Origin of the sequence: Actinomadura mexicana (assembly GCF_900188105.1) — a bacterium.
Lineage (GTDB): Bacteria > Actinomycetota > Actinomycetes > Streptosporangiales > Streptosporangiaceae > Spirillospora > Spirillospora mexicana.
The window spans coordinates 874,532-899,176 of sequence record NZ_FZNP01000002.1 but is presented as its reverse complement, the minus strand read 5'-3'; the positions used below and the strand labels follow the sequence as shown (position 1 = coordinate 899,176).

Sequence of the window (24,645 nt, the reverse complement as noted above, 5' to 3'; positions counted from 1 at the left end):
CGGGGGTCAAACATACAGACACCGTTACACCACCCAGCGTGATCATGTAGAGGAAACGTTGGATCGCCCACCGAGATCTAGGCATGTAGTACTAGTGCGCTGACCACATACGTTCGCCGGGTCGGCGGTTGCAGCGGTTGGATGTGCGGTGACATCCGATCCGACCGCTGGAGGCGCGGTGGCCGAGCCCGTCCGTGTGCGCAGACTGACCGACCAGGAGGGGCAGAAGTTGCAGCAGATCGTTCGCCGGGGCAGCACCAGTTCGGTTCGCTACCGGCGGGCGATGATGCTGCTGGCCTCGGCGGGCGGAAACCGAGTGCCGGTGATCGCCCAGCTGGTGCAGGCAGACGAGGACACCGTCCGAGATGTGATCCACGCGTTCAATGAGAAGGGCCTGGCCTGCCTGGACCCTCGGTGGGCGGGAGGTCGTCCCCGCCAACTCAGCGATGACGACGAGGACTTCGTCATCCAGACGGCCACCACCCGCCCGGTCAAGCTCGGCCAGCCATTCACCCGCTGGTCGCTGCGCAAGCTCGTCGCCTACCTGCGCAAAGTGCATGGCCGGGTGATCCGCATCGGCCGTGAGGCGTTACGGCGCCTGCTCGCCCGCCGCGGCGTCACCTTCCAGCGCACCAAGACCTGGAAGGAGTCCCCGGACCCCAAACGGGAGACGAAGCTGGACCGTATCGAGCACGTCCTGGACCGCTTCCCGGACCGGGTTTTCGCCTTCGACGAGTTCGGCCCGCTCGGGATCCGGCCCACCGCGGGCTCGGGCTGGGCCGAACAACGGCGTCCCGACCGGCTGCCGGCCACCTACCACCGCACCCACGGAGTCCGGTACTTCCACGGCTGCTACTCGGTGGGCGACGACCGCCTATGGGGCGTGAACCGGCGCAAGAAGGGAGCCGTGAACACGCTGGCCGCTCTGAAATCGATCCGCGCCGCCCGACCCGACGGCGCACCGATCTACGTGATCCTGGACAACCTGTCCGCCCATAAGGGCGCCGACATCCGCCGCTGGGCGAAGAAACACAAGGTCGAGCTGTGCTTCACCCCGACCTACGCCTCGTGGGCGAACCCCATCGAAGCGCACTTCGGACCGCTGCGGCAGTTCACCATCGCCAAACCGAACCATCCCAACCACACCGTGCAGACCCGGGCCCTGCACGCTTACCTCCGCTGGCGCAACGCCAACGCCCGCCACCACGACGTCCTGGCCGCCGAACGCAAGGAACGAGCCCGCATCCGCGGTGAGAAAGGCATCCGCTGGGGCGGCCGACCGGCTCTCGCCGCATGATCAGGCAATCTGGCGAACGTTCCAGGTCACAGCATCACCTCCGCCGCCGCGGACCTGTCTGGGCTACTTGACCAGCCGGAAGGCGGGGTGCCCGGCCCAAGCCCGCAGGAACTTTGCCGTTCCCAGCGCCATCCAGTCGTCGTCCGCGATCCCCAGCACCCCCGGAAGGCCAGCGACGACCGACGCCTGTCCGTCCAGCAGTTCGGCTTTGGCCACGCCTCCGATGACGTCCATGACAGCGGCGGTCAGCAGGGCCGTGGTCACGTGGTCGATCTCGCGATTGCAGCAGGCGCTGACATTGACGGCATGGGTCGCTCTGAAGCCGAGAATGGCCTCCGCCTCGGGCTCGTCCGCGTGCTCAGCCTCGAAGAGGCTCTCATCGCCGACATCCGGCCCCATCAAGTAGACCAGGAAGGGCCGACGCCAGTCCTCGCGCTGCGGATTGAATCCCACCAGGGCCGTCAACTCCTCGTGCGCGGAGGTGTTGCCTAGGAGTGGAAGCGGGAACGGCTTTCGCCAGTCCCTCTCTCGCCTGTCCTCGACGCCCAGTCGCTCTGCGGGCACGTTGACGTCGAAGAAACCGGGCCGCTTTTCGGTGAAGTGGGAGGAGAGCCCCACCATCAACAGGCGGAACTCCCGCAGCGCAGCCGGGGAGAGCGGCTCCGCCAACTCGATCACCAACGTCGGACCAGACATGCTGGGAGCCTAGTTTGATCGACTCCGCCACCACTCAGATTGTTCCCACACCGAATCCAGCCGGGCCGAGCACCGTCGCCGCCAACCCGGCGAACCTATGCGGTCAGAGCACTAGAAATCTCCTCGGTGGCCCTGCGCTCCCGCTCTGGGTGCGGAGGCGTCGTTCGGTCGCCCACGGCATGTCGCAGGCTCGTGAACCGACCGGCCTGCGGCGGGGGTCGAGCCCGACGGCCATGACTCGGTCGCTTTAGACGCTCGCTCGAGATATGTAAAGCCTGCTTGCTCTTCGCGTTGCTCACCTCCTCACCGTTCTGCACCGGCACGTGGTGGGACCGCGTTCGGGACTCGAAGATACGCTCGATCGGCGTGTCGGAGACCACTAGATCTAGTGCTGCCTGCTTCCATGGATCCCAATACCTGCTGCCGTTGGAGGTGAGGGTGTTGCTTGAGGGCCTTCTGGATGATGGACGCAAGGCGTTGGAGGTCGACCCTGACGAGTTGGTCCAAGCCCGGCACTGGCGTTCTCTGGTCGTGGAGGCGCTGAGAGCGGAGTTTCCTAACTCGCGCATCTACTACACAGGAAGCGTTGCGCACGGTGATGCCAACACTCCGCTGAAGGATGTAGATCTCGGGATCGTGGTCGCTGGTGCTCCTGAGTACGGCCCGGAGGGCCTGGGCCCCGAAATGCTCATGGAGCGGGCTCGCGACACGATCAAGAAGCACCTCCCGGAAGAGGAGTTCCCGGAACTGGTCGTGATCGTGAAGGGCAGGCACCGCTCAGTTCTCGTCCGCTTCGGCAAACCGGTCGCCGAAGGCGGAGAGAACCTCACCGCAGATGTCATCGTGGCGATCGATCACCCGAGTGGACGCGGAATTTACATCCCTGACTTGGACTCGGCCGACAAGTGGGAGCATGTGGATCCCGAGGCCCACACGCGCATGATCCTCCAAGCCATCGAGGACACCGACAAGGTCTTCGCCCGCACGGTTCGTCTCCTGAAGCACTGGCGTGATCGCCACAGCGACCCCATGTGCTCGTGGAACATCAAAGCACTCGCACTCGGATGTCTCGACCGGCCGATGACGCTTGTCGATGCGCTGGAGACGTTCTTCGTCCATGCGGCCACTGAGATCGCCGATCACCTGACGGAAGACCCGGCGGGGGTCGCTGAAGAGCCGATCCGGCTCAACATCGATCAGGCCGATGCTGCCCACCGTCTGTCCGTGGCGCGCGACGAGGTAAAGGAGGCACGAGAACATGAGCAGGCGGGACGCCAAGCCTCTGCGCAACATGTCCTTCACCGCCTACTCCCCGATGTCGTTCCCGACAGTGCTCTCGCCGAGCAGATGGAAGAGGAGGCCGGACGGTACAAGGCCGCCATCCCACTCAGTCGTACCGGAACGCCTACACCCACCAGAGCGTGGGCGGCGCAATGACGGCTGGTACGGGCTCGAGGTCGCCTGGTGGGCGCCACTCGAACGTGATGCTCGTCGCCGATTCAGGAACTTTCTGCGGCACCATTACGGCCATCGCTCACTTACCTATCGCCTTAACGGTCTGGCGGTCGTTGGCGACACGGCGCCGGTCGCGGTGAGCATCGAGTTCTTCGCTGATCCGCCTTACACCACCTACGGTCAGCCGCCCGAGGACCACCCTCGAGTCTGGGCCAAGACCGGTGCGAGTTCGCCCCACCGGAATCCGGACGGATCACTGTGTCTGTGGTATCCCCTCGATTCCGAGAGCCGCCGATGGACCAGCGACAAGGGCTTGCTCGATTTGATCTGGATCGTGCAGCGACATCTGTTCCTCGAGAACTACTGGCGCATGAGCGGAGGGCACCGAGGAGGCAAATGGATCTTGGAAGATGCACCTCACGGTTTGGCTTCGTGATTTCGGTCGGCGTGGAGGTGCCGCGGGGTAACGATCAAGTCCGCTGTGGTGGCAGCGATTGGGAGCCGACATGCCAGGGACCTCCGCAACAGCCGGTTGGACGTGGGCGCAGACGGCGATCGTCATGGCGGCGAGCCTGGCCGTAGTCGTGTCTGCCTTGGACAAAGGACCGTTTTGCTTCGCCCAAATTCATCCATAGCCCATTCCAGATATCTGCACTACAAGCTCCTATCGCCAGATATTCAGAACCTGATGATCTCACAGGCGGAGGGGTCAACTGTTCCTCACCTCAATGTGGGAGACATCAGAAGACTGGACGTCGGAGAACTCCCCGGCCTGCGCGAACAGGAGGCCATCGCAAGGCTACTTGGGGCCCTCGATGACAAGATCTCCGTCAACGACCGCATCGCTGAATGCGCTCTGGACCTCGCACTAGCCAGCTACAGGAGCATGGCATCCGCGTCGCGGTGGAGTCGGCGGCCAACGAAGGACGTCGCCAAGTGGCTGTCCGGAGGAACACCGAAGACCTCGGAACCGTCATATTGGGACGGCGACATCCCATGGATATCGGCACGAAGTCTAAAATTGCCGTGGATATTCGAGTCCGACAGGAACGTCACATCGCTTGGCGCAAAAAGCGGCACTCGAACGGTTCCTGCAGGTACCGTCATATTTGTCGTTCGCGGATCGAGTTTGGACAGCGCGTTCCGCAACAAGCAGGACGGCCTCATGGTCGGCTACGCGCCGCTCCACGACAACCTGATAGCAGCTCTGGCCGAGTACACCACCGACGACCAGCACACCAAGCCGATGGGCCGTGATCTCGACAAGGCGATCACCAAGGTCCGCGACCTCCTCGACGGCATCGGTGAACTGCTCAGAGACCACCCCTGGCGCCAGATCCTGCAAACCGGGACGCCCACCGCGTACCGCGACGCTGTCACGGGAACCGCCGACCACATCTGGAACCCGCAGCACCCGCTCAACCGGCCTGACGCGTCCGATCCCGACAAGGAGACGCTCAAGGAGAAGTTCCTGCGCTGCGCCTCGCGCCTCGCGCGCCTCTACGCCCTGTGCGCGACCAGCGGCGACCTGAACGACGTCCGCGACGACATCGCGTTCTTCCGGGACGTGCGCGTGGTGGTCGTCAAGCTCGACGCCGCCCGCCGCCAGGCCGAAGGCCGTCCCGTCCCCGCAGAGGTCGAGCTGTACCTCAAGCAGCTCACCGCGAGCGCGATCGAGGCCGGAGACGTCATCGACCTGTTCAAGGAAGCCGGCCTGGACCAGCCGGACCTGTCCCACCTGGACGAGACCTACATCAAGAAGATGCAGGCCGCGAAGCATCCCGCCATCGCGATCGAGGCATTGCGCCGACTCGTCCAGCAGGAGATGCGCAAGGTCACCAAGCACAACATCGTGCGTCGGCAGAGCTTCTCCGACCGCCTGCTGGACCTGATGCGCAAGTACACCAATCAGAACCTCACAGCCGCTGAGATCATCGCCGAACTCGTCGCGATGGCCAAGGAGGTCGCCGCCGACGCCAACCGAGGCCAGCAGTTCAACCCGGCCCTCAGCAACGACGAGCTCGCCTTCTACGACGCGGTCGCCGCCAAGGACACCGTCCGCGAGCTGGTGGGCGACGACCAGCTCGCCGCCATCGCACGCGACCTCGTCAAGGCCGTCCGCCGCAACCTGTCCACCGACTGGACCGCCCGAGACGACGTCCAGGCCAAGCTCCGCTCCATCATCAAGCGCCTCCTGGCGCGGCACGGCTACCCACCCGAAGAGCAGCCCGACGCCATCCAGAAGGTCATCGAACAACTCGAAACCTTCGCCGACGAGTGGTCCCCCGCCGCCGACCGCTGACCAGGGAACGGAAATCCGCACCGAACTGCGCCGCGCTGAGGACGTTATGAGCGGTCGATGACCGCAAAGACGATCTTGCCGACGTTATCGGCCAGGGCTCGGATGCCCCAGCAGCGGGCGTACTGGTCGACGATGAACAGGCCCCGACCCGTCTCGCTGGTCGCGTCGGCCGCCAGCATGTGCGGCAGGCCGCAGGCGGCGTCCTGGACCTCCATCCACAGCGCGTCGTCCTCGGTCCGGCTCAACCGCAAGACCACGTCGCCGTTCGTCGCGGACGTCGCGTGCTGGAGGGCGTTGGTGACCAGCTCGCTGGCCACCAGGCAGGGCACGAAGTCGTCCATGCCCCACTGACCGGTGACCAGCCGTACAAAAGCGCCGCACCTCCGCGACGACCTTGAGGTCCTGCTTCACCACCATCTCGTTCTGCGTCGCCGCCTGCACCATAACCTCTCCTCACCCTGTGTGGCATACAGCACACATTGAGCCACTTTCAGGGCTACGATGTGCCTACCAAGAACACTTGGTAGTTCTTGGGAAGTACGTGATCGTCGTTGGCACCTTCCGTCGAGAGGTAAGAGCCATGCCCCCACGGCGTCAGCGTCCTCGCGAATCACCCGCCCTCGTCGCCTTTGGCGGTCAGATGCGCCGGATGCGGGAGGCCAAGGGGGTCAAGCAGGAGACCATCGCGCAACTGACAACGATGAGCGGTGCACAGATCAGCCGGATCGAGAACGGGAAGAGGAGGGCAACCCGCACCTTCGTCGAGATCGTCGACGACCACCTGGAGGCCAGCGGCTCGCTCATTAACCTGTGGGAGGACCTGAACAAGGACGGCCACCCGGTCCCGATCTGGTTCGACTGGCCCCAGATCGAAGCAGATGCGGCGATCCTCGTTTGCTACGAGCACTCGGTAATTCCTGGGCTCGCCCAGACTCCGGCCTATGCACTGGCGATCTTGCGTGACAACAAGGAGGCCGCCGACGCTCGGATCCAGCGTCAGGCCATCCTTACCAGGGACGACGGCAAGGCTCCCCCCGCTCTACTGCTGCTCATCGACGAGCAGGTGCTCACCCGACTCGTAGGCACCCCGGAGACGATGAGAGAACAACTGGAGCAGCTGATCAACATCAGCTCGTTGCCGAATGTCACGGTTCAAGTAGTCTTGGGAAGTGGCGAGCATGACGGCAACATGGGTGCCTTCGTGGTCGCAGCGATGGAGGATCGCAGCGAGGTCGCATACATCGAGACTGCCGTCCGTGGCATCACGACGGACAACCCCGCAGAGCTTTCCATCCTTGCGCGTACCCTGATTGACCTCCGTTCCCGGGCACTCACGCAAGAAATGTCCTGCGAACTGATCCGAAAGGTCATCCAAGAAAAATGGACCTGACAGACGCCAAGTGGCGCAGGAGCAGCTACAGCGGCTCCAACGGCGGCAACTGCGTCGAACTGGCGGACGTTGCCGGTGCGGTGGTGGCGGTGCGGGACAGCAAGGACCCGGACGGCCCCGTCCTCCTGCTGACCCCCGCGGCCCTGCGCTCGGCCGTCCAGTCCACTACGCACTGACCGCCCGGCACCAGCTACGCTGGCGGCCCCCGATCGGCCGAGTGGCTGTGAGTGGTCCCGCCCCCGACCCGCCAGCCCGCCGCACCACTCCCTCGGCTACAGTCTGCGCCCGGCACCTACCGCCGAGGCAACTCCGGCCAATCGGACGCGCCCGCTGACAAGCCCAACCACGCAGTCAGGAGCGTGTGAGGAGGTAGCGGGCGAGGATGACGTCGCCGATGGGACGGACGTCTTCGAGCGTCATCCGGTTGCCGGGGTGGTGCGGGAACTGTCCCGTTCCGACGAAGCGCGGGGCAGCGGAATCTCCGACGAAGAATGGGGCGATCACGAGCTGGAGCTCGTCGGCCAGTCCGGCGGTGAGGAACTGGGTGTGGACGGTACCGCCGCCTTCGACCATCAACCGCTGAACCCCTCGGCCGGCAAGGTCGGCAAGCATGGTGTCGAGGTCGACCGGGTCACCGGCGTCCACGACGGTGGCGACGTCGCCGAGGCGCTCACAGCAACTGTCCACCGCGCTGCTGGAGCAGTACACGATCTTCTCGACGCCGCCGGCGGCGAAGAACTTGGCGCCGGGGTCGAGGTCACCGCGGGCAGTGAAGGTGACCTTGATCGGGCTCTCGGGCAGGCCGCGGGCGACGCGGGCTTTGCGGCGTTCCTCTGACCGGACGAGCAGGCGGGGGTTGTCTCGGCGGATGGTGTTGGCACCGACGAGGATGGCGTCGCAGCCGGCCCGGACTTCGTCGACTCGGTCGAAGTCCTCATCGTTGGACAGCAGAAGCCGCTCTTCAGTGGTGTCGTCGATGTAGCCGTCGATCGAGGCCGCGCAGGACAAGAGCACGTAGGGACGTTCAGTCATTAGCTGCTCCAGAGTCGTTGCTGATCAGTTGCTCGACGATACGTACGAAGTCTTCACCGGGGTCGGCGCAAGCGTTGAGGGCGGTGAACCGCTCCTCGTCCAGGGAGGCGCGGAGGCGATGGTCGCGGGCCGCTTGGTGGTAGAAGCCGGGCCGCCTCATCACACCTACGAGGGCTCGCGCCCCATCCAGACGCCGGGGTGTTGCTCGCAGATGATCAGAGGATTGCGGCGAGTTCTCGCGCTCCTGGCACCCGCCGATGCCGCTCGACGAGTCCACCGGCCAGGCGCCGGATGGAGGGGCGGTCGCGCACTTCGCTGGGGGCCTGTTCGTAGGCCTCCAGGAGGCGGGCGATTGCGGGTTCGGGTCGGCCGCGCTGGACATAGGCCCGGGCCATGTCGGTGTGGAGCCGAGCTCGCCGCTCGGGGGTGGCGAACTGTTCCGGCCGAAGGTGCTTGCCAGCGTCCAGCGCCGCACCTGCGTCACCGAGCCCCCAACGCACACCGACCTCGTAGAGCGCGAGCTGCGGCAGGGTGATCTTGAATCGGTGCGCAGTGGTCGGGCGCGCCGGCATCCGGTCGGGCAGTCCGCGTGCGGCCCGTCTGGCCTCGGTGACCATCTCCAGAGCACCGTCTCGGTCGTCGGCCAGCGCAGCGTTGTAGGCGGTCGTGCACAACGTCTGGACGTAGGCCGCGGTCTGGGCCGGGGTTGCGAGCCCGGCACGATCCAGCCTGGCGACGGCTTGCATGGTGAGGCGCTGCGCCACCGCTTGGCGACCCTCATGGCGCAGCACGATCCCCAACGAGCGCGCAGCGGCAGCTTGTGCGACCGGGTCTTCCGACCGAGCGGCGTACGTCATTGCCCTGTCTGCGGTGAGCCGCGACTGCGGGGTGGCGCCGACCTTGTTGAGCGCCTCGGCCGCCATGTCGTAGACCGCGGCGACCAGCATCCACGTTGCCGGCTCGTCAGCGCCCTCGGCGGCGGTCTGATGGGCGTTGGCCAGGAGCGCGGGCAGACCGTCCACCAGTTGGGTCAGGCGTCCGTCGTCAAACAGCTGCCACGCCCGACGAAGTTGTCCAGCGACCTGCGTGCGTGTCGCCGGGGCCGCTGGCGGCGGTGTGAGCGCAAGGGCGTCATCCAGCCGTGTCAGGGCCGCCACCGGGACAGCGGCCAGCCCCGCGGCGAGCAAGTTGCGACGGCGCATCGGATCCTCCTGGACCACGGGAGCCACTCTGGTGACCACCGTAGCCCCAGGCGGGCCGACGACCCCCAGTAACGCGGCCAGAGTCTGAGCGGGCATCCCTAAGACGCCCGCGACCTTCTTGGCCTTCATCACGTCGAGCCCGGCGCTGCGTCCTTGCTCCAAGCGGGAGATGGTGGCCGGCGAGTAGCTGGTGGCTCTGCCGAGGTCGGCCTGGCGCCACCCGCGATGTTGGCGCGCCAGCCGGATCACCTGCCCCAGTTCCCCGGCATCGACCAGCGCCGTCACCACAGCCGACCGCCAGAACGGGTCCGTCTGCATCGCCGCTCCCGGGGAGCACAGAGAGTTCAGACCCCTACACGCTACGAGCTCAACGGGAAGTTGCCCAGAGCCGCGTGCAGATTCTGCAAACGCGTGCCCGCCCTGCACACGATCCACCGTTCCGCGACTCGGCGAGGTGCCATTGCAGCGAGGCGCCTGGCCTCACCGGTCATCCCCACCGAGAAAGGAGCAACGCCATGGCAACCACGTCACCCACCCCGGGGGCCGCGGCCCCCGACACGCTCGCGGGGTTGTTCACCGATCCCGAGACCCTCACCACCGTGCAGGCCAAGGAGTACACCAAGAAGGACGGTGACTCCGACCAGCCCAACAAGTACGACGAGATCTGATCGACCGCGGGGACGGGCTCTGCGGCCCGTCCCCGCGCCACAGTAGGAGGGCACCGTCCATGTTTCGCCTCAGCCTCCACCGCCCCCTCGACCCAGCCGCGCTGCGCTGGCACCCAGCCGACGGGAGTTGGCGACATGACTCCGAGTCCGGTCAAGGCCTGGGCTGGATCGAGCCGTTTACCCACCCGGCGCTCGAACATCAACTGGTCCTCGGGCCCGGCGGCCGCGGCTTCATCATCAACCGCGAACGGCGACGCGGAACCGCCCAGGTCAGCCGGGTCCACTGCGCTCCCAACGACAGCGCCTATGCGCGACTGCGCGCTCAGGCGACCGCCTGGCCCCTGGGCTTCGTCCTGATCGACCTCGATCCCGCAGCGGTCCGGATGACTGCCAGCGCCTGGGGCCTGGCACCGGTTCACCTCACCACCAGCCCGGACGGGGCGCTCCACGGCTCCTGGGACCTGCTGGATCTCCTCGACGCCACCACCGACCGTCTCAACCCTGTCGAGGTGGTGCGGTTCCTGACCTACACCCCCATCTATTCGTGCCACACCCTGCTCGCCGACGTGCAGACCGTCACTGAACGCGCCACCGCCACCTTCACTCGCCGGCTCGGCGGCATCGGGCGCCTGCGCATCGACTACCCCGGGCCCGGCTTGCACGCGCTGCCACGCCGCCTGCACCAGGACGCCAATCCCGTCGCCGCGTTCGAGGACCTGCTCGCCCACGTGATCGAGCAGTGGGAGTTCACCCCCGACACCACCGTCGCCGACCTGTCAGGCGGCATGGACTCCACCAACGTCGCGCTCACCCTCGCTCAGCTCCACCCCGGCCGTGTCACCACCGGCGCGATGCTCCTCACCGGCCCCTATGGCCAGCAACAGAGCCGCCGTCGCGCCCAGCTGCGACGCGCCGGGTTTGCCGGCGACCACCAACTGCAGATGGTCGACCATCTGCCCTTCGCACCCGACGGCCCGCGCGCATGCGGGCACCGGTTCCACCCCCAAGAAGGCCCGTACGCCGAAGCCCGCAATCTGCTCCTGGACCGCTACGTCGCCGCTGGCGCCCGTGTCGTTTTCACCGGCCTGGGCGGCGACGAAGTGATGAAGCTCCGCACCAACGAGATCACTCGTACCGGTGGGCGCCGACCAGAGCCGCCGCTTCGCATCGGCGACCACAACGAGCCTGTCTACCTCGGCAACCAGGGCCGCCGTCTGCTGGAGGCCCGCTACGAGAACGCCGCACCGGTCGGCCCCACCTTGTGGTCCATCCTGGACGCCTACGCCGCCCTGTACCCCCACTACATGCGGCGCGGACTGTGGCCGATCAACCCCCTTGCCGCCCCGCAGATCGTCCGTCTTACCGAGAGCCTGCCCGCGTACTGGCGCGCGAAGAAGCGGCTGTTCCGCGAGCGACTCACACGTCTCGGCTTCCCCCCAGAGGTCGTTCATCCACCGCTCCCGGAGAACTTCCAGCACATCCTGGACCTGGCGATGCGCCGCCACGGCGTGACTCTGCTCGAATCACTACTCGACGACGGGTCGCGACTCGTCGCCGATGGGTACCTGGACGAGGCCGAGCTGCGCCGCGCCTGCAGGTGCTTCGCCGCCACCGGTCAGCGCACCTACGAGGTGTACCGGCCGCTGATCCTGGAGGCGGGCCTGCGGTCGCTCAGCCCCCGGCAGCGGTCGCGGTCGGCGCGGTCGCGGTCCGCACCGGCAGATCCGGCTGCCGCTCAGCGGGCCGGGACATGATGTAGCCGGTGCGGCCTCGCCGCTCCACCTCCCGCAGCAACGTCCACCCCTGCACCCGGCAGTAGTAGTCGGCCAGCGCGGTATGGAACGCACCGCGCCGCACGTGCAACCGGCCCGTCCGGGCCGCGTGGTCCAACGCCCATCGTGCGATCGAATGCCCAAACCGGTTCGCTGACGGAAGGGTCCAGGTCGACGCGAGGAACACCGACGGCTGCTGCCGCTCGTGCTGGGTGAACGCCCAAGCCGGACATTCACTCAGCACGGTGGTGCATCCCACCACCGTCCCATCGGCCTCCAGCGCCCACACCGGCCACTCCGGCTCACCCACCTGACCGGCCAGCGTCTCCGCGATCCCTTCCGGCGCGCTCAGCCCACGCCTGCGCAGCCAGGCAACTCTCGCGGTCACCATCGCGCGAACCCCGTCCCGGTGCCGCGCGGAATCCGCCGGAAGCATCAACAGCATCAACCCACTCCTCCCGCGCAGAGCCATCACCTTATGCTGTGGCGCTCTTGGACCCGCGGGATTCCGGCTTGAGCGGCGCCCTCTTTCCTCGACAGTCATGCAGCTTTAACAGGGTCCTCATCGCCCCTACGCGGCAGCAACCGGGAAGGGTCCGCAAGTTGACTCACGGACCCCCGCATGGCCTCATCGTCCCTACGAGGGTTCCAATGTGGCGCACAGCCTTTCGATCACTCTGCGTATGCACGGCCTGTACCTGCGCTTCGGGCGGTTGGTGCGCACAGGGTGTGCACGAACTGTAATGGATCACGGGAGATGAGGCGGAACTATGCAAGCCACTGACCTGCGGAAGTGTGGACTTACAAGGACCGTGAATTACCCCATAACACGCCAAAAATGGAACTGCTAATGCGGTTTGGGTGCAAGCCCATCCGGGGTTCAAATCCCCGATCCTCCGCTCCTTTGACCAGGGACTTCGTCCAAGATTGCGATCTTGAGCGAAGTCCCTGTCGCGTTCCAGATGTCCGTTTTTCCTGGCCTGGTGTGGACGGGAGGTCGGCGGAGTGCTTTCGGCCCCGAGCGTTGACCAAGGTAGCCCCGCCGGGCTTGGTTATCCTGCGTGTTGGCCGTGCCGGTTGCGGTGGCGCGCGAATGAGATCACGTTGATGGCGTTGGATGGTCTCGACCGCGGTCGGCGAGGGACGACCGCGGCTACAGCCTCTGCCGCTGCCCGGGACACCTCTGGAAGTACCGAGGTGTAGGTGTCGGCGGTGAACGCATGGCGCGCGTGGCCGAGCGTCTCGCTGATCACTTCCATGTTGGCGTTGCCGAGCAGGGCGAGCGTCGCGGCTCCGTGTCGGAGTCGTGGCAGGATTGACAACTCGCCGTCCACGGCGGCGGCCGCTGTGACGCGCAGGCAGAGCTACAACAGCTGGGACTTCTGGCGCGCGCAGACCCGGGATGGACTGACGCCCATCAAGGATCTCCGCTCGATACACCTCCGAGCGCGGCTCGTGGAGGGATGCGCGGTCAGCGGCAAGCCGTCGCGCTCACGGCGGTGGTGGTGGGCAGCCGGTCGTCCGGGCATGGAGCGGCCACTGGTCAAGGCGTCCGTGTAACAGAGGGTGGAAGCATCAGTGTGCCCGACCTCACGCCCGGGGTAGAGGTATGCGCTGCGGCTGGTGACATCAGTAGGCCAACAATTACCAGACCCCTCGGCGACCAGCGTCCCCGCGCGGATCTGCCGACGGGCGGCCGTATCATCAACCCGCTTCTCCGGCTCGAGCCCTATTCGGCGTCGCCGGTCGCGGCCTCGGAGTCAATCGGTTCGATAGATCTCGTTCCGGTGCTCTCGCCCTGCTCGCCAGCCTCGAGGGCGGAGTAGCGGCGCTGTTGAAGCTCGTCGCGTTCCGCGTCGGGGATCGTCATTGGCTCGGCGAGCACGGCGGCGAGTGCGTCCACTTGAGTGTTCTCGACCTCAGCCTGGAAGATCAACGGGATGTTCTCATCGGGCGTGATGATGTGGACCGCCGAGCGCCCGCTTCCGTCCTGTGTGACCGCTCGGACGTATCGCACTTGGTCAATCGGGATACCCTGATCGATCTGGCCTTGCTTAGGGAAAGCCGCCGGTCCTTGCCATGATGATGCGGCGATCCGTGACGGCTACCAGATTCTTTGCCGCCTTGTCGATCGTTGCTGCCGCCACCATCTCGCTTGCTCCGCCCGACGTCGCGCCAAAAGATCCGAAGACATCGAGTTGGTCGAGGAAACCGAGAAGACGATGGCCGCGGCGTTCATTTCGAGGTGCTCGCGCCGGCCACGTGCGTCAAGTTGTTGATCTTCTGGATGTGACTACACACGTTCCGTGGGTACTGGTCGCGTGCCTTTAGCAGCTCCGCTCTCTTGGTCGCAACGACCTCCCACACACATGCGGCGTGACCGTTCGAGCTCTTGCACCTCGCGAAATGCGGTCCTTAGCAACCGCGGGGCACGACCGCACCATCGTCATCCACCCCCGCGGGGACCCCGACTCCACCGAGAGCCTGGCCGGTCGCAGACCGGTCAGACGGTCAACTGTGCGCGTCACGCGATCAACTGCGGCGGCGCGGAGGAGGCGATGCTGGAAGGCATGTCAACGCCTCAGCCCTCGCTGCCGTCCACCGGCACTCCGCAGCCCGAGGCCCCGGCACGGTCCGGCGGCTCGACGAACTGGTCACCGATCGTCGCGCTCGCCGCCGGGATCGCGGTGCTCGTCGCCAGCGAGTTCCTGCCGGCGAGCGTGCTGCCCGCGATGGCCGGCGACCTCGGGGTCAGCGAGGGCACCGCCGGACTGGCGGTCGCGGCGACCGCGGTCGCGGGCGCGATCACCGCCCCCAGCATCGCGGTGCTGCTGCCGCGGACCGACCGGCGCACGGTCCTGATCGGGTTGCTGGTCGCGGCGGCCGTCTCGAACCTGGCGGTGGCGGTCGCCCCCGGTTTCGCCGTCCTACTCCTCGGCCGGCTCGTCCTCGGCGTCGCCATCGCCGGGTACTGGTCGTTCGCGTTCGGCGCCGGAACCCGCGCCGTGCCGGGACGCGACAGCGTGGTCTCAACGTCCATCGCGCTGGGCGTCACCCTCGCGACGATCGGCGGCGTCCCGTTGGCGTCCCTGCTCGGCGACGCGGTCGGCTGGCGGTTGGTGTTCGGCGTCGCGGCGGCCCTCGGCATCGCCGCTGCCCTGGCCGTGGCCCTGACGTTGCCGCCGGTCCCCCCGCACCCGGCCGCCGGAATGGCGATGCTGCGGGCGGCGCTCGCCAACCGGTGGCTGATGGCCGGGGTGCTGGGCGTGGTCCTGGTCGCGTTCGGCAACTTCGCCGCCTACCCCTACATCCGGGTCGCGATCGAGGACATCGACGCGGGCGCCACGGTATGGCTGCTGCTGGCCTGGGGCGTGGGCGGGTTGGCGGGCAACCTCGGCGCCGGGCGGTTCGCGGGACGGCTGCGCGCTGTGGTCGCCGCGGCCCCGCTTCTGCTGGCCGGCGGCCTGCTGGTCACCGCGACCGCGCCATCCCTGCCGGTGCTGGCCGCGGGGGTCGTCGTGTGGGGCCTGGCCTTCAACATGGTCCCGGTCGCCACCCAGCTGTGGGTGACCCGCGTCGAGCCCGAACGCGCCGAGTCGGCCCTGTCGTTGCAGGTCACCGCGTTCCAGGTGGCGATCACGCTGGGGTCTGCGTCAGGAGGCGCGCTCCTGGACGCCCGCGGCGTGCAGGCGGCCTTCCTGCTCGGCACGGGGTTCGCCGCGGCGGCCGGGCTGCTTTTCGCCGCGCTGCGCGTCCCGCGCGGGTGACGGTTCCCGCCAGGCCTGCGGCGCGACGCCGTGGTGGGACGAGAACGCCCGGCTGAAGGCGGCGGTGGAGCCGTACCCGACGGCGGACGCGATGTACTCCACCGGACGCGAGGGGTCCGCGAGCAGCCGGCGCGCCTCCCGCATCCGGATCTCCCGGAGCACCTCCGCGGGTCCGCGGCCGAGTGCGCGGCGGAACCGCTCGCCCAGGGCGGAACGCGACAGGTGGACCAGGCGGGCCATCCCCTCGACGGTCCACGGCTCGGCCGGGCGGGCGGTCACGGCGGCCACCACCGCGGTGACGGCCTCGTCGGGAGGTCCGGCGTCGCCGCCCTCGTCCTCCTGCCAAGAGGTGGTCATCGCCGCGCCGATCAGGTTGCCGTAGCTGGCGGCGAACAGGGTCGATCGGCACGCACGTTCGAGCGGGCACTGCGTGACGAGCGCCATGACGCCGCCGTGCCGGGTGCCGAAGCCGCGGACCACCAGCGGGCTGGGCAGCCGACGGACCGGGACGGCCATGCGCAGGTCCGCTACGACCAAGGCGGACTCCTCGTGCCGCTCCGACGCGGTGAGCCGGTGAGCGGTGCGGGCGTCGATGAGGACGGCGTCCCCCTCGGCGAGCGACCGCGCCTCGAACGCCGCCTCAAGCGTGAGTTCGCCCTCCAGCACCAGCGCCCACAGCGGGACCGGCGGTTCGGTGAGCACCGCGCCCGCCGGCAGCTGGACATGGTCCATGCCCGACATCTCCCACGCCGGTTCCGGGGAGGAGGTGCCGACGTCGTCTGCCCGTGAGATATCCAGGATGTTCGCCACGTGAGCTGAAGCAGATAAATGACGGCGGCCTATTCCCGCGCGTCCCGGATGGCGTCTCCAGGAGCGCTAATGCGGTTTGGGTGCAAGCCCATCCGGGGTCCAGGTCCCCGAACCTCCGCTCCTCTGACCAGGGACTTCGTCCAAGCTTGCGATCTTGAGCGAAGTCCCTGTCGCATTCCAGATGTCCGTTTTTCCTGGCCGGGTGTGCACGGGATGTCGGCGGACTGTTCTTGCCGAACGATGCGGGGCTGGCCGCCACGGGCTTGGTCACCCTGCGTGTTGGCCGCGCCGGTAGGGGCGGGTCGCGAATGAGATCACGTTGGCGGCGTCGGATGATCTCGGCTGCGGTCGGCGGGGACGGCCACAGCCACCGCGGTGCCGCAAGGAGTGCCGGACTGGCTGAAGGCCGCATTGGGTCGGGACCTGGATGCGTGACGCGTCCCGTGATAAGGACCGAGTATGGCGTTACCTCGCCCGTTCAACACCGAGATCTATCTCAGCCCGGACATCGCCGGACTGGAAATCACACGACTGGCCGCTCGCCTGCCTGATTGGGCGGGACGGCAAGCCACTGAGCCGGCCGACCGGCCTGCCGCCGAGGCGGCGATCCGCGGGTTGTACGAACTGGTCGGCGCGCCGCAGCCTCAGCTGGTGTGGATCGACTCACCCCGGGGGGATCCCGATTGGAACTGGAGTGAGTTCGGCACGCCGGAGCCCCAGGCGATCGCGGCCGCCCACGGTGTGCCGGAACCGGGTGAGTTCCTGCTGACCCTGCTCAGCGGTCGTCGGGGCAAGAGGGGCGGATGGTTGTCCCGTAAACGACGCCGGGAGGTCTGGCATCACCGGCTGGCGCTGTGGAAAGAACTCATCGAGTCCTGCGGCGGCTGGTGGCCCTTCGAGAGGATCTGCCTGGTGTGCGAGCGTCCCGCCCAGATCCGTCTCGCCACCGCGCCAAGGCCCGGGGAAGACCCCTTGGTGCTGCACTGTCGCACAGGTCCGGCATTACGCTACCGCGACGGTTTCCACCTGTACGCGCTGCACGGAAGGGTCGTCCCCGAAGACGCCATCACCGGCGAGCGGACAGGGGCCAGTCGGCCGTCCGGCTTACCGGAGAACCTGGCGGAACTGATCGATGACAGCAGCGCCGAGACCATCGCCCGGCTCGTCGGCAAGGACATGCAGGGGGCCGACCTGCGGGGCGTCCGGTTCCCCGAGGGCACCGACCTCACCGGCGCCGACCTCAGCGGAGCCGATCTGCGCCATGCCGATCTCTCCTCGGCCGAACCGATCCCGACCGCGGGAGCCCGGTTCACCGGCGCCAAACTCATCGGCGCGGATCTACGCCATGCCGACTTCGGCATCGTCGGCGATTTCATCGGCGCCGACCTGACCGATGCCGACCTGACCGGCGCCTACCTCGGCGGCGCCCCCGAGGTCGGCGCCTCATGCTTCAATGGCGCCAGGCTCGTGCGGACCAAGTTCACCGGCGCCCACCTGGTGGGAGCCGTCTTCACCGGCGCCGACCTCACCGGGACGGATTTCACCGGCGCCCGCCTCCACTACGTTTCCGGATCGATTGACCCGAGCTACGTACTCTTGAAATTCGCGCAGTGCACCTGGGACTCCACGACGAGATGGCCGAACGCCGAGTTGGCCGAGGCCGTCCGCCGGGTATCAGACCCCATCGACCAGGACACCTTTCGAGTACGCGAAGAGCCGCCATTTCCATCCGCACGACAGGAACCCCTCCCGCAACCACGAGCCGTTCCGCAGGGTGACCCCTTCTTCGACTTCGACCGCTGATTGACAGTTCCGCGAGATCCTCGGCATCGAGGTCACCTCGGCCGAAGACGGCGCCGGTCGGCCGGCATTCCTGTGTGGGCTGGTCGAACGCGGCCTGACCAGCGTCCAACTGGTCGTCTCCGGCGCCAACGCCGGCCTGGCCGAGGCGATCGGCGCTGCTTGGCGCGGGCTGACAGCGGTGCCGCACCCACGGCCCTCCGCCGTGACCAACGCCCTCGCCGTAGGCGACCGCTTCGGCGAGGGCGTTCTGGTTCTCTGATGTGGTCACGGCTCTGAAGCGGCGCCGCGGCGGACCGAGCAGCGCCGAGCGCGACGGTCTGGTGCGTCCCGGCTGACGCGGCCGCGGATTTCGTGGGTCTGTTCCACCGGGCCTGCCGGGGAAGGGGCCTACGAGGTGGCGAGTGACTTCCAGAAGGCGTAGTGGTGGTCGGCCGCGAAGTCGGTGCGTCCGATGTGACCGGACGCGAGCCGCTGCACGTACGGGTCGCGGGTCGTGAACGGCTTCCACACGGGGCTGCCGGTCCCGTTCACCCGTCCGGTGTGCGCGAACCGGCTCCAGTAGGAGACCACCGTGTCCGACAGTTCGGCCTGCGGGACGTCGAGCGGCTCGAACAGATCGTTGTCGAACAGGTAGGCCAGGTCGATCATGTGGCCGGTGCCGAGCGAGAAACTCGCCGGCCGCGGGACGTTCCTGAAGTACGGGGCCTTCGCCTCGGCGAAGTCGTAGGCGTAGACGGGGACGTGGCGGGCCAGCGCGCGCTGGGTGTCGAACGCCGCGGTCGACCATTCCGAGTCGGTCAGCACCGCCGACAGCGCGGCGCCGGGTGCCGGGTAGTTCTCGGCCGGGTACTCGGCGAGGACCGCCGGCGCGTCCATCCCGAACCGCTCGGTGATCTTCTTGGCGTACTGCTCGGCGGTCAGCGGCTTCCCGGTCATGGTCTCGTCGAGCCCGGCCAGCCCGCTCATCTCGTCGTGCGCGGAGCCGTGCAGCACCGGCACCCGGGCGATCCGCCCGGCGGCGATCGCCCGTGCCGGGGCCTCGGGCAGAACCTTGCCGTCCACCACCGGCCGGTAGCCGTCATGCCCGGAGGCGGACGCCTCGATGAGCTCGGCGGTGGACTTGCCCCGCAGGCAGGAGTCGACGGTACGCGCGTCGTCGCAGCCCGCGGCCCTGGCGACGGCGAGGCCGTTGGCCTCCGCCTGCGCTCGGGTGAACGAGCCGTCCGGTCCGACGCAACCCGCGCTCTGCACGATCGCCTTGCCGAAGAGACCGCGCGCTCCGGGCGAGGCCAGGTGGGCGCAGACGCCATAGCCTCCGCCCGACTGCCCCATGATCGTGACGTTGCCGGGGTCGCCGCCGAAGGCGCCGGCGTTGCGCCTGACCCATTTCAGCGCGGCCTGCTGGTCGAGGAGTCCGAGGTTGGCCGGTGCGCGCAGGCCGGGTGCGCTGAGGAAGCCGAACGCGCCGAGCCGGTAGTTGATCGTCACGACCATCGCGCCCTGCTGGGCGGCGGCCAGCTTGGCCGCGCGGTAGGTGGCGCCGTCGCCGTAGGTGAAGCTGCCGCCGTGGATCCAGACGATGACCGGCAGCCGTCCCGTCGTGCGCCCGGCCGGAGTCGTGACGTTCAGGTAGAGGCAGTCCTCGCTGCCGCCGCCTTCGATCGCGATGGGCTGGTCAGTCGGTTGGGTGCAGGCGCTCTTCGGGTTGCGAGCGTCCAGCGGGGACGACCAGTGGCGCACCGGCTGCGGTTCCTTCCAGCGGCGTTCTCCGGTCGGGGGAGCGGCGTAGGGAAGGCCCTGGAACGTGCGCACGGCCCCGGTGACGATGCCTTGGACCGGGCCCTCGGCGGTCATGACCCGGCCGGGGTCGGGGGCGGCGCCAGGCCGCGCGTAGGCGAGGCCGGCCGTGAGCGCCGTGGCGGCGAGCGTCGCGGCGGCGGTGGCTGCGGCGAAGGCCGTGAGGCGGATCTTGATGGTGCTCATGACACTCCCGGAACAAGGTGATCTTCGATGCTCGGAAGCGTAGCCAGCATTTGGGCATATGCGCAAGGCGGTTGCCTAAGGCGTTTGCCTAAGGCGATCGCCTGGCGCAGACATCCAGTCCGTTGCTAGGGTCCGCGTCATGGGAAACCGGGAGAAGCTGCTGGAGGCCGCCAGGCAGTGCCTCTTCGAGAAGGGCTACGAGCGCACGACGGTCCGCGACCTCGCGTCCGCGGCGGGCGTGAGCATGGCGGCGATCGGCTATCACTTCGGCTCGAAGGAGGCGCTGCTCAACCAAGCGCTCTTCGAGGCGCTCGACCAGGGCGACCGGGCCTTCGGGCCGCTGGCGGACGAGACCGACCTCGACGCGCTGTGGCGCCGCCTGATCGAGGCGTTCTCGGTCAACAAGACCTTCTGGATCGCCAACCTGGAGACCGCCCTTCGGGCGCAGCGCGACCCGGAACTGCGCGCGCAACTGGCCGCCGGGCTGCGCCAGGGACGCAGCGGCATGGCGCGAGAGGTCACCGGAACCACCGAGGCGGAGCTCTCCGAAGCGACGATCCGCACTCTGGGCTCGGTGCAGCTCGCCCTCGTGAGCGGCATGATGATGCAGCACCTCACCGATCCCGAGTCCGCGCCCACCGCCGACGAGGTGCTGGCGGGACTGCGCGCGCTGGCCACCTACCTGCCTGAGGAGGCGCCCCCCTCCGACGCATGAACACCAGCGCCGTACGGGAACCGCGCTGCCGCGGACACGCACCGATGCCGGCCTCCCGTTTCGCTTCCAGAGGGAGAGCGACGGCGTGCCGCCCTCGTTCGCGGAGGTCACCTGCCCGGAGCGCGGCGCGTTGCCGTCCGGCTCATCGACCGGGTTCGGCCCTGCCCCGGCGAGCGATGCTGCGAGGTGAGCGGGCCGGGGGCGGGCCCGCCGGCCAGGGTGTCATGGACATCAGCGCGAGGGGCACCAAAGATGACGCCGTGCATCGGCCGGAGCCACGCCGTGCATCGGCCGGAGCGGCCTGTACTCGTCGCCCGAGGCACCTGGCGACCGTGCGACCAAAGCCTGGCCTGGTACCGACCTTTGAGCGGTCGGCGATCGCCTTTGGGCGGCTGTCAGTGCGGAGGCGGACTTCTAGGTTCGAGATCATGGATGTGGAAGCCCCCGGCCCGCCTCCGCTGCCGCGCCGGATGGCGCTGGTGGTGGCCGTCGCGGTACTGATCCGCGAGGCCGCCCGCCGCACCGGCCGGGGCTGGCCGACGATCGTGCTGCTGGGTGCGGCGTTCGGGCTCGTCCAGGCGGGGCTGATCGACCAGAGCCTGTTCAATCCCGATTCGTGGACGAGCCGTCCTGGGACCGCGAGCGGCTGCCGACTCACATCCCGGAACTGGGTCTCAGCGCCAAGTACCTGCTGGGATTCGTCGCGGGCCACGTGATCTGGAGTTTCGGCGCCCCCATCGCGGTCATCGAGGCGTGCGCGCCGCACTACGCGGGACGTCCATGGCTACGCCGTCAACAGCGCGCTTCTGGTGGGCGTGCTGCTCCTCCCGACCCGCATCGATCATCACCTGCGCCGTTCCAAGGGGACCGTCGCGCCGCCTTGGAGGTCCTAGACATGCGATCGCATCCGGCTACTTCGATCACGCTGGCTCGGTCGGCCTGGGCTCAGGGGGCGCTGTACGCAGCGGCGGCGGGGCTGCTGGCCGGTGTCGCCTGGCTGCTCGATCCGCTGGCGAACTGGCTGGTGGGCTTGCGTTGGGCACCGATGCGGGGCCCCGCCCGACTGCTGGTCTCCATCCCCGAGCCGTGGCTGACCGTCGGCCTGGTCGTCCTGGGGGCGCTCGCGGGAACGGCCCTGATCTTCTTCGACTCCCTGGAGCAGACCTCGGTCACCGTGTCCGGCGAACGGGTGATCCTGCAGCGGACGGGCCACGTCCAGGAGATCGCCCGCGAACAGGTCGGCCACGTCTTCCGGGAGAAGGACCGGCTGGTGCTGCTCGGCCCCAAGGGCGAGGAGATCGCCCGGGAGAAGTGCGACTTCAACGCCCGGCGCCTGGCCGCGGCCTTCACCGAACACGGCTACGCATGGGTGGCCGGTGATCCCTACGAGGACGAGTTCCGGCTCTGGGTTTCCAAGTCCCCGGAACTGCCCGAACTGGCGAACGCACTGCTCGCGGCCCGCGCGGAGGCCATGAAGTCCTCGGATTCCGGCGACTCCGTCAAGGAACTGCGCCGCGAACTGGCACGGATCGGCATCGTCATACGCGACAAGGGCAAACAACAGTACTGGCGCGGCCCCGGCCGGCGATGACGCAGCGGCGAGGCGGCCGGCGCCCGCTCATTCCTTCTCTGCGCGCTCCTTGTCGTCCCCCTGCCGACGGAGTGCTCGCTCGGCGATTCGGTCGGAGAGTCTGCCCTTCGCCGACTTGGCCAGGTCGAGGGTCTCGTTGCCGAGGCGCTTGGCGGTGTCGACGCGGTCTGCTCCAGTCTCGAGCGCCTTGTCCCTCACCTCCTTGGCCGCGTCCGCCCATCGTCTTGCCTCTGACGACTGCCGAGCGCTCTCGATTCCGAGCCGCTCGTGGAATTCGACGATGGCGGTCGAGACCTGATTGCTGGACTGCACTACGGCCGGGGCCTTCGCCGGATGCATGAGGACCTTGGTGTTGGCCGTGCCGACAGCCGCTTCCATGCGGGCCATCAGGCGCTCGGTGCTCTCCGCGATGAGTTCCATCCTGTTCTGCCGGGCAGCCTTCAGTCCGAGGCGATGCCCGTCCAACTCCTCTGGAGACACGTCCAGCACCCGGTCGAGTTCGAGTACGGCGATCGCATCCTGCAGTTGGAAGCATCGCGCCAGTACAATGAGCCACTCCTTGCCCTTGGACTCCGCCTCCCTGGCCGCCTTGGCGAGATCACCGACCTTGGTTCCGCGTTCCAGCTTCTCCGTGGCCGCATCGAGTTGACGCAACGCGTACGCCTGGGTCTCCGCGATCGTCGCCGGCGCGGTCTGCACCTTCGACCACGTGACCTCGTCGACGCGGCTCCTCTGCTCTCGGATGGTCATGGACTCCTCGATGACGAGGCCCACTCCGATCATCCTGGCCAGCACGGCGTCCCTCTGGGCGCGGAGCACATCGTCGACCTTCTCGTCGATCGCGGCGAGGTAGTCGGTGATCTCGTCCATGGTCTGCTGCATCGCGACCTGCGCCATGATCCCCGCGGCACCGGCCAGGATCGCCGGATTACTCAGAAGCGATCCGGGTCCCTTCACGAACTCGACGAACCCCTTGATCTGGCCCTTGTTACCCTTCAGCACGCCTGTGCTGAGACCTGATTTCTTGCTCTCCCTCAGCCCGTACTTATTGATCGCCTGTGCGGACTCCTTGGTCAGCTTCACCCAGCGACCCGAGTTGGCGGCGATCTCCGAACCCGCCTGGGCGACCACGGCGCCGGTGTTGAGGGCGGATCCGAGCCGTCGCAGTCCGAGGTCCTTCGACGGTAGTCCCTCATAGGCGAGGAACTGTTCGACGGCCGTCGGATCCCCGATGACCGCCAGCCCATCGCCGTCACTGATCAGCTGAATCTCTTCATCCATCGTCGGCTCCTGACGTGCGGGGGGGTGAATTCTTCAGGCGCCGCGACTGCGTCGCCACACGCACAACCGAGCTCGTGCCGTACCGGCGGTCAGCCCCGAAAGGGACTGTACAGAGCATGGTGGCGGATGGTGAGCGGCTGGCCGGTTGCGGCACATTGCTGCGGGCCGCCCGCCGTTTCTCGACTGGCCGAGCAAGCGGCCCTTCGGCGGCTACTTCAGGAGCCACTCGCCGGCCTGGGGGCCGAAGCCGCTGTCGAGGACGAACTGAACCTTGGCGCTCTTAATTTTCTTGAGGGCATCGACGGCCCTGACGACGAGCGCACCCGCAAAACACCGACCTATTCCCCGCCTCCCCCTGCGCCTCCACCTCCGCGCGGCATAGCCTGCCGTTCGTGGACGGGAGACCGTCCCGCCGCATCCCGTCACGGGGCGTCGAGGACTGCGAAGACGATCTTGCCGACGTCGCCGGCCAGGGCGCGGATGCCCCAGCAGCGGGCGTACTGGTCGACGATGAACAGGCCCCGGCCCGTCTCGCTGACCGTGTCCGTCTTCAGCATGTGCGGCAGGTCGCAGGTGGCGTCCTGGACCTCCAACCACAGCGCGCCGTCCTCGGTGCGATCCAGCCGCAAGGTCACGTCGCCGTCCTTCTCGGACGCGTAGCGGAGAGCGTTGGTGACCAGCTCACTGGCCACCAGGCATGGGACGAAGTCGTCCATGCCCCACCGGCCGGTGACCAGCCGCACGAACCGCCGCACCTCCGCGACGACCGCCAGGTCCTGCTTCACCACCATCTCGTTCGCGCTGCACGCCGCCTCAGCCATGACCCCTCCTCGCCGCTTGTGACATACAGCTCACATTGAGTCACTCTCCGGGCTACGATT

The 24,645-nt window shown here is 67.8% G+C and carries 24 protein-coding genes and 1 pseudogene; 14 read left to right on the top strand and 11 right to left on the bottom strand.

The features are described from left to right. Positions 1-178: 178 nt before the first annotated feature. The gene (locus CHC11_RS08550) at positions 179-1,297 is read left to right on the top strand and encodes an IS630 family transposase (protein ID WP_218825971.1); all 1,119 of its coding nucleotides are present in this window, start codon (positions 179-181) and stop codon (positions 1,295-1,297) included. A 63-nt stretch (positions 1,298-1,360) separates the two neighbouring features. Here the strand turns inward: CHC11_RS08550 and CHC11_RS08545 are convergent, their stop codons facing one another. Beyond that, positions 1,361-1,993, bottom strand: coding sequence for a DUF6368 family protein (locus CHC11_RS08545; protein ID WP_089311004.1), 633 nt, complete (start codon positions 1,991-1,993; stop codon positions 1,361-1,363). 366 nt (positions 1,994-2,359) lie between these two features. Here CHC11_RS08545 and CHC11_RS08540 point away from each other — a divergent pair, with 366 nt between their 5' ends. The 3 genes from CHC11_RS08540 (at position 2,360) to CHC11_RS08535 (ending at position 5,750) form a co-directional block, all read left to right on the top strand. After that, positions 2,360-3,430, top strand: coding sequence for a nucleotidyltransferase family protein (locus tag CHC11_RS08540; protein WP_143226972.1), 1,071 nt, complete (start codon positions 2,360-2,362; stop codon positions 3,428-3,430). Positions 3,431-3,584: 154 nt separating this feature from the next. Continuing rightward, positions 3,585-3,884: a hypothetical protein gene (locus tag CHC11_RS40140; protein WP_143226971.1), complete on the top strand. Its 300-nt coding sequence runs from the start codon at positions 3,585-3,587 to the stop codon at positions 3,882-3,884. A 693-nt stretch (positions 3,885-4,577) separates the two neighbouring features. Next, positions 4,578-5,750 (top strand): DUF3387 domain-containing protein, encoded by a 1,173-nt coding sequence (locus CHC11_RS08535; RefSeq protein ID WP_218825970.1) that lies wholly within the window; start codon positions 4,578-4,580, stop codon positions 5,748-5,750. A gap of 44 nt (positions 5,751-5,794) precedes the next feature. On the opposite strand, the gene CHC11_RS08530 is transcribed toward CHC11_RS08535, so the two are convergent. Continuing rightward, positions 5,795-6,091, bottom strand: coding sequence for an ATP-binding protein (locus tag CHC11_RS08530; RefSeq protein ID WP_089311001.1), 297 nt, complete (start codon positions 6,089-6,091; stop codon positions 5,795-5,797). Positions 6,092-6,330: 239 nt separating this feature from the next. Between CHC11_RS08530 and CHC11_RS08525 the strand changes: the two genes are divergently transcribed. Together CHC11_RS08525 and CHC11_RS08520 are read left to right on the top strand one after the other, a co-directional pair. Beyond that, positions 6,331-7,140, top strand: a complete 810-nt coding sequence (locus tag CHC11_RS08525; protein ID WP_089311000.1) for a helix-turn-helix domain-containing protein — start codon at positions 6,331-6,333, stop codon at positions 7,138-7,140. Then, on the top strand, positions 7,131-7,316 hold the full coding sequence (locus tag CHC11_RS08520) for a DUF397 domain-containing protein (RefSeq protein WP_089310999.1): 186 nt from the start codon (positions 7,131-7,133) through the stop codon (positions 7,314-7,316). Before CHC11_RS08525 ends, CHC11_RS08520 begins: the two co-directional genes overlap by 10 nt. A 175-nt stretch (positions 7,317-7,491) precedes the next feature. Here the strand turns inward: CHC11_RS08520 and CHC11_RS08515 are convergent, their stop codons facing one another. The 3 genes from CHC11_RS08515 to CHC11_RS08510 are packed head-to-tail and all read right to left on the bottom strand — an operon-like array spanning position 7,492 to position 9,692. Then, positions 7,492-8,172: a RibD family protein gene (locus tag CHC11_RS08515; protein WP_089310998.1), complete on the bottom strand. Its 681-nt coding sequence runs from the start codon at positions 8,170-8,172 to the stop codon at positions 7,492-7,494. Further along, a complete protein-coding gene (locus tag CHC11_RS41180) occupies positions 8,165-8,332 on the bottom strand; it encodes a hypothetical protein (protein ID WP_179278743.1) in 168 nt (55 codons plus the stop codon). The genes CHC11_RS08515 and CHC11_RS41180 overlap by 8 nt, the downstream gene beginning before the upstream one ends. A 55-nt stretch (positions 8,333-8,387) precedes the next feature. Then, entirely contained in the window at positions 8,388-9,692 is a 1,305-nt protein-coding gene (locus CHC11_RS08510; protein WP_089310997.1) for a helix-turn-helix domain-containing protein, read from the bottom strand. Between the two features lie 197 nt (positions 9,693-9,889). On the opposite strand from CHC11_RS08510, the gene CHC11_RS41175 reads away from it, so the two are divergent. Together CHC11_RS41175 and CHC11_RS08505 are read left to right on the top strand one after the other, a co-directional pair. Continuing rightward, the gene (locus CHC11_RS41175; RefSeq protein ID WP_179278742.1) at positions 9,890-10,042 is read left to right on the top strand and encodes a hypothetical protein; all 153 of its coding nucleotides are present in this window, start codon (positions 9,890-9,892) and stop codon (positions 10,040-10,042) included. Between the two features lie 59 nt (positions 10,043-10,101). Further along, on the top strand, positions 10,102-11,796 hold the full coding sequence (locus tag CHC11_RS08505) for an asparagine synthase-related protein (protein WP_089310996.1): 1,695 nt from the start codon (positions 10,102-10,104) through the stop codon (positions 11,794-11,796). On the opposite strand, the gene CHC11_RS08500 is transcribed toward CHC11_RS08505, so the two are convergent. Together CHC11_RS08500 and CHC11_RS08495 are read right to left on the bottom strand one after the other, a co-directional pair. Beyond that, positions 11,714-12,259, bottom strand: a complete 546-nt coding sequence (locus CHC11_RS08500; protein ID WP_089311115.1) for a hypothetical protein — start codon at positions 12,257-12,259, stop codon at positions 11,714-11,716. The genes CHC11_RS08505 and CHC11_RS08500 overlap by 83 nt on opposite strands. Before the next feature lie 1,284 nt (positions 12,260-13,543). Next, positions 13,544-13,831, bottom strand: a complete 288-nt coding sequence (locus tag CHC11_RS08495; RefSeq protein WP_089310995.1) for a hypothetical protein — start codon at positions 13,829-13,831, stop codon at positions 13,544-13,546. 553 nt (positions 13,832-14,384) lie between these two features. On the opposite strand from CHC11_RS08495, the gene CHC11_RS08490 reads away from it, so the two are divergent. Further along, positions 14,385-15,581, top strand: a complete 1,197-nt coding sequence (locus CHC11_RS08490; RefSeq protein ID WP_089311114.1) for an MFS transporter — start codon at positions 14,385-14,387, stop codon at positions 15,579-15,581. Here the strand turns inward: CHC11_RS08490 and CHC11_RS08485 are convergent. After that, positions 15,468-16,313, bottom strand: a complete 846-nt coding sequence (locus tag CHC11_RS08485) for an AraC family transcriptional regulator (protein WP_179278741.1) — start codon at positions 16,311-16,313, stop codon at positions 15,468-15,470. The genes CHC11_RS08490 and CHC11_RS08485 overlap by 114 nt on opposite strands. A 537-nt stretch (positions 16,314-16,850) precedes the next feature. On the opposite strand from CHC11_RS08485, the gene CHC11_RS08480 reads away from it, so the two are divergent. Together CHC11_RS08480 and CHC11_RS42505 are read left to right on the top strand one after the other, a co-directional pair. After that, on the top strand, positions 16,851-18,194 hold the full coding sequence (locus CHC11_RS08480; RefSeq protein WP_089310993.1) for a pentapeptide repeat-containing protein: 1,344 nt from the start codon (positions 16,851-16,853) through the stop codon (positions 18,192-18,194). Positions 18,195-18,201: 7 nt separating this feature from the next. Beyond that, positions 18,202-18,385 (top strand): annotated as a pseudogene (locus CHC11_RS42505) (transposase); the annotation flags it as partial. Positions 18,386-18,581: 196 nt separating this feature from the next. On the opposite strand, the gene CHC11_RS08470 reads toward CHC11_RS42505, so the two are convergent. Beyond that, positions 18,582-20,177 carry a carboxylesterase/lipase family protein gene (locus CHC11_RS08470; RefSeq protein ID WP_089310992.1) on the bottom strand — a complete coding sequence of 532 codons (1,596 nt, stop codon included), beginning with the start codon at positions 20,175-20,177 and terminating at the stop codon, positions 18,582-18,584. Between the two features lie 139 nt (positions 20,178-20,316). Here CHC11_RS08470 and CHC11_RS08465 point away from each other — a divergent pair, with 139 nt between their 5' ends. From CHC11_RS08465 to CHC11_RS08455, 3 genes are all read left to right on the top strand, one after another. Next, positions 20,317-20,892 (top strand): TetR/AcrR family transcriptional regulator, encoded by a 576-nt coding sequence (locus CHC11_RS08465; protein ID WP_089310991.1) that lies wholly within the window; start codon positions 20,317-20,319, stop codon positions 20,890-20,892. Between the two features lie 428 nt (positions 20,893-21,320). Next, positions 21,321-21,608, top strand: a complete 288-nt coding sequence (locus tag CHC11_RS08460; protein ID WP_218825969.1) for a hypothetical protein — start codon at positions 21,321-21,323, stop codon at positions 21,606-21,608. 179 nt (positions 21,609-21,787) lie between these two features. After that, positions 21,788-22,483 (top strand): YqeB family protein, encoded by a 696-nt coding sequence (locus tag CHC11_RS08455; RefSeq protein ID WP_089311112.1) that lies wholly within the window; start codon positions 21,788-21,790, stop codon positions 22,481-22,483. A gap of 27 nt (positions 22,484-22,510) precedes the next feature. Here CHC11_RS08455 and CHC11_RS08450 read toward each other — a convergent pair whose 3' ends face one another. Next, positions 22,511-23,764, bottom strand: coding sequence for a hypothetical protein (locus tag CHC11_RS08450; RefSeq protein WP_089310990.1), 1,254 nt, complete (start codon positions 23,762-23,764; stop codon positions 22,511-22,513). Positions 23,765-24,186: 422 nt separating this feature from the next. After that, positions 24,187-24,585 (bottom strand): ATP-binding protein, encoded by a 399-nt coding sequence (locus CHC11_RS08445; RefSeq protein ID WP_089310989.1) that lies wholly within the window; start codon positions 24,583-24,585, stop codon positions 24,187-24,189. Between the last annotated feature and the right edge of the window lie 60 nt (positions 24,586-24,645).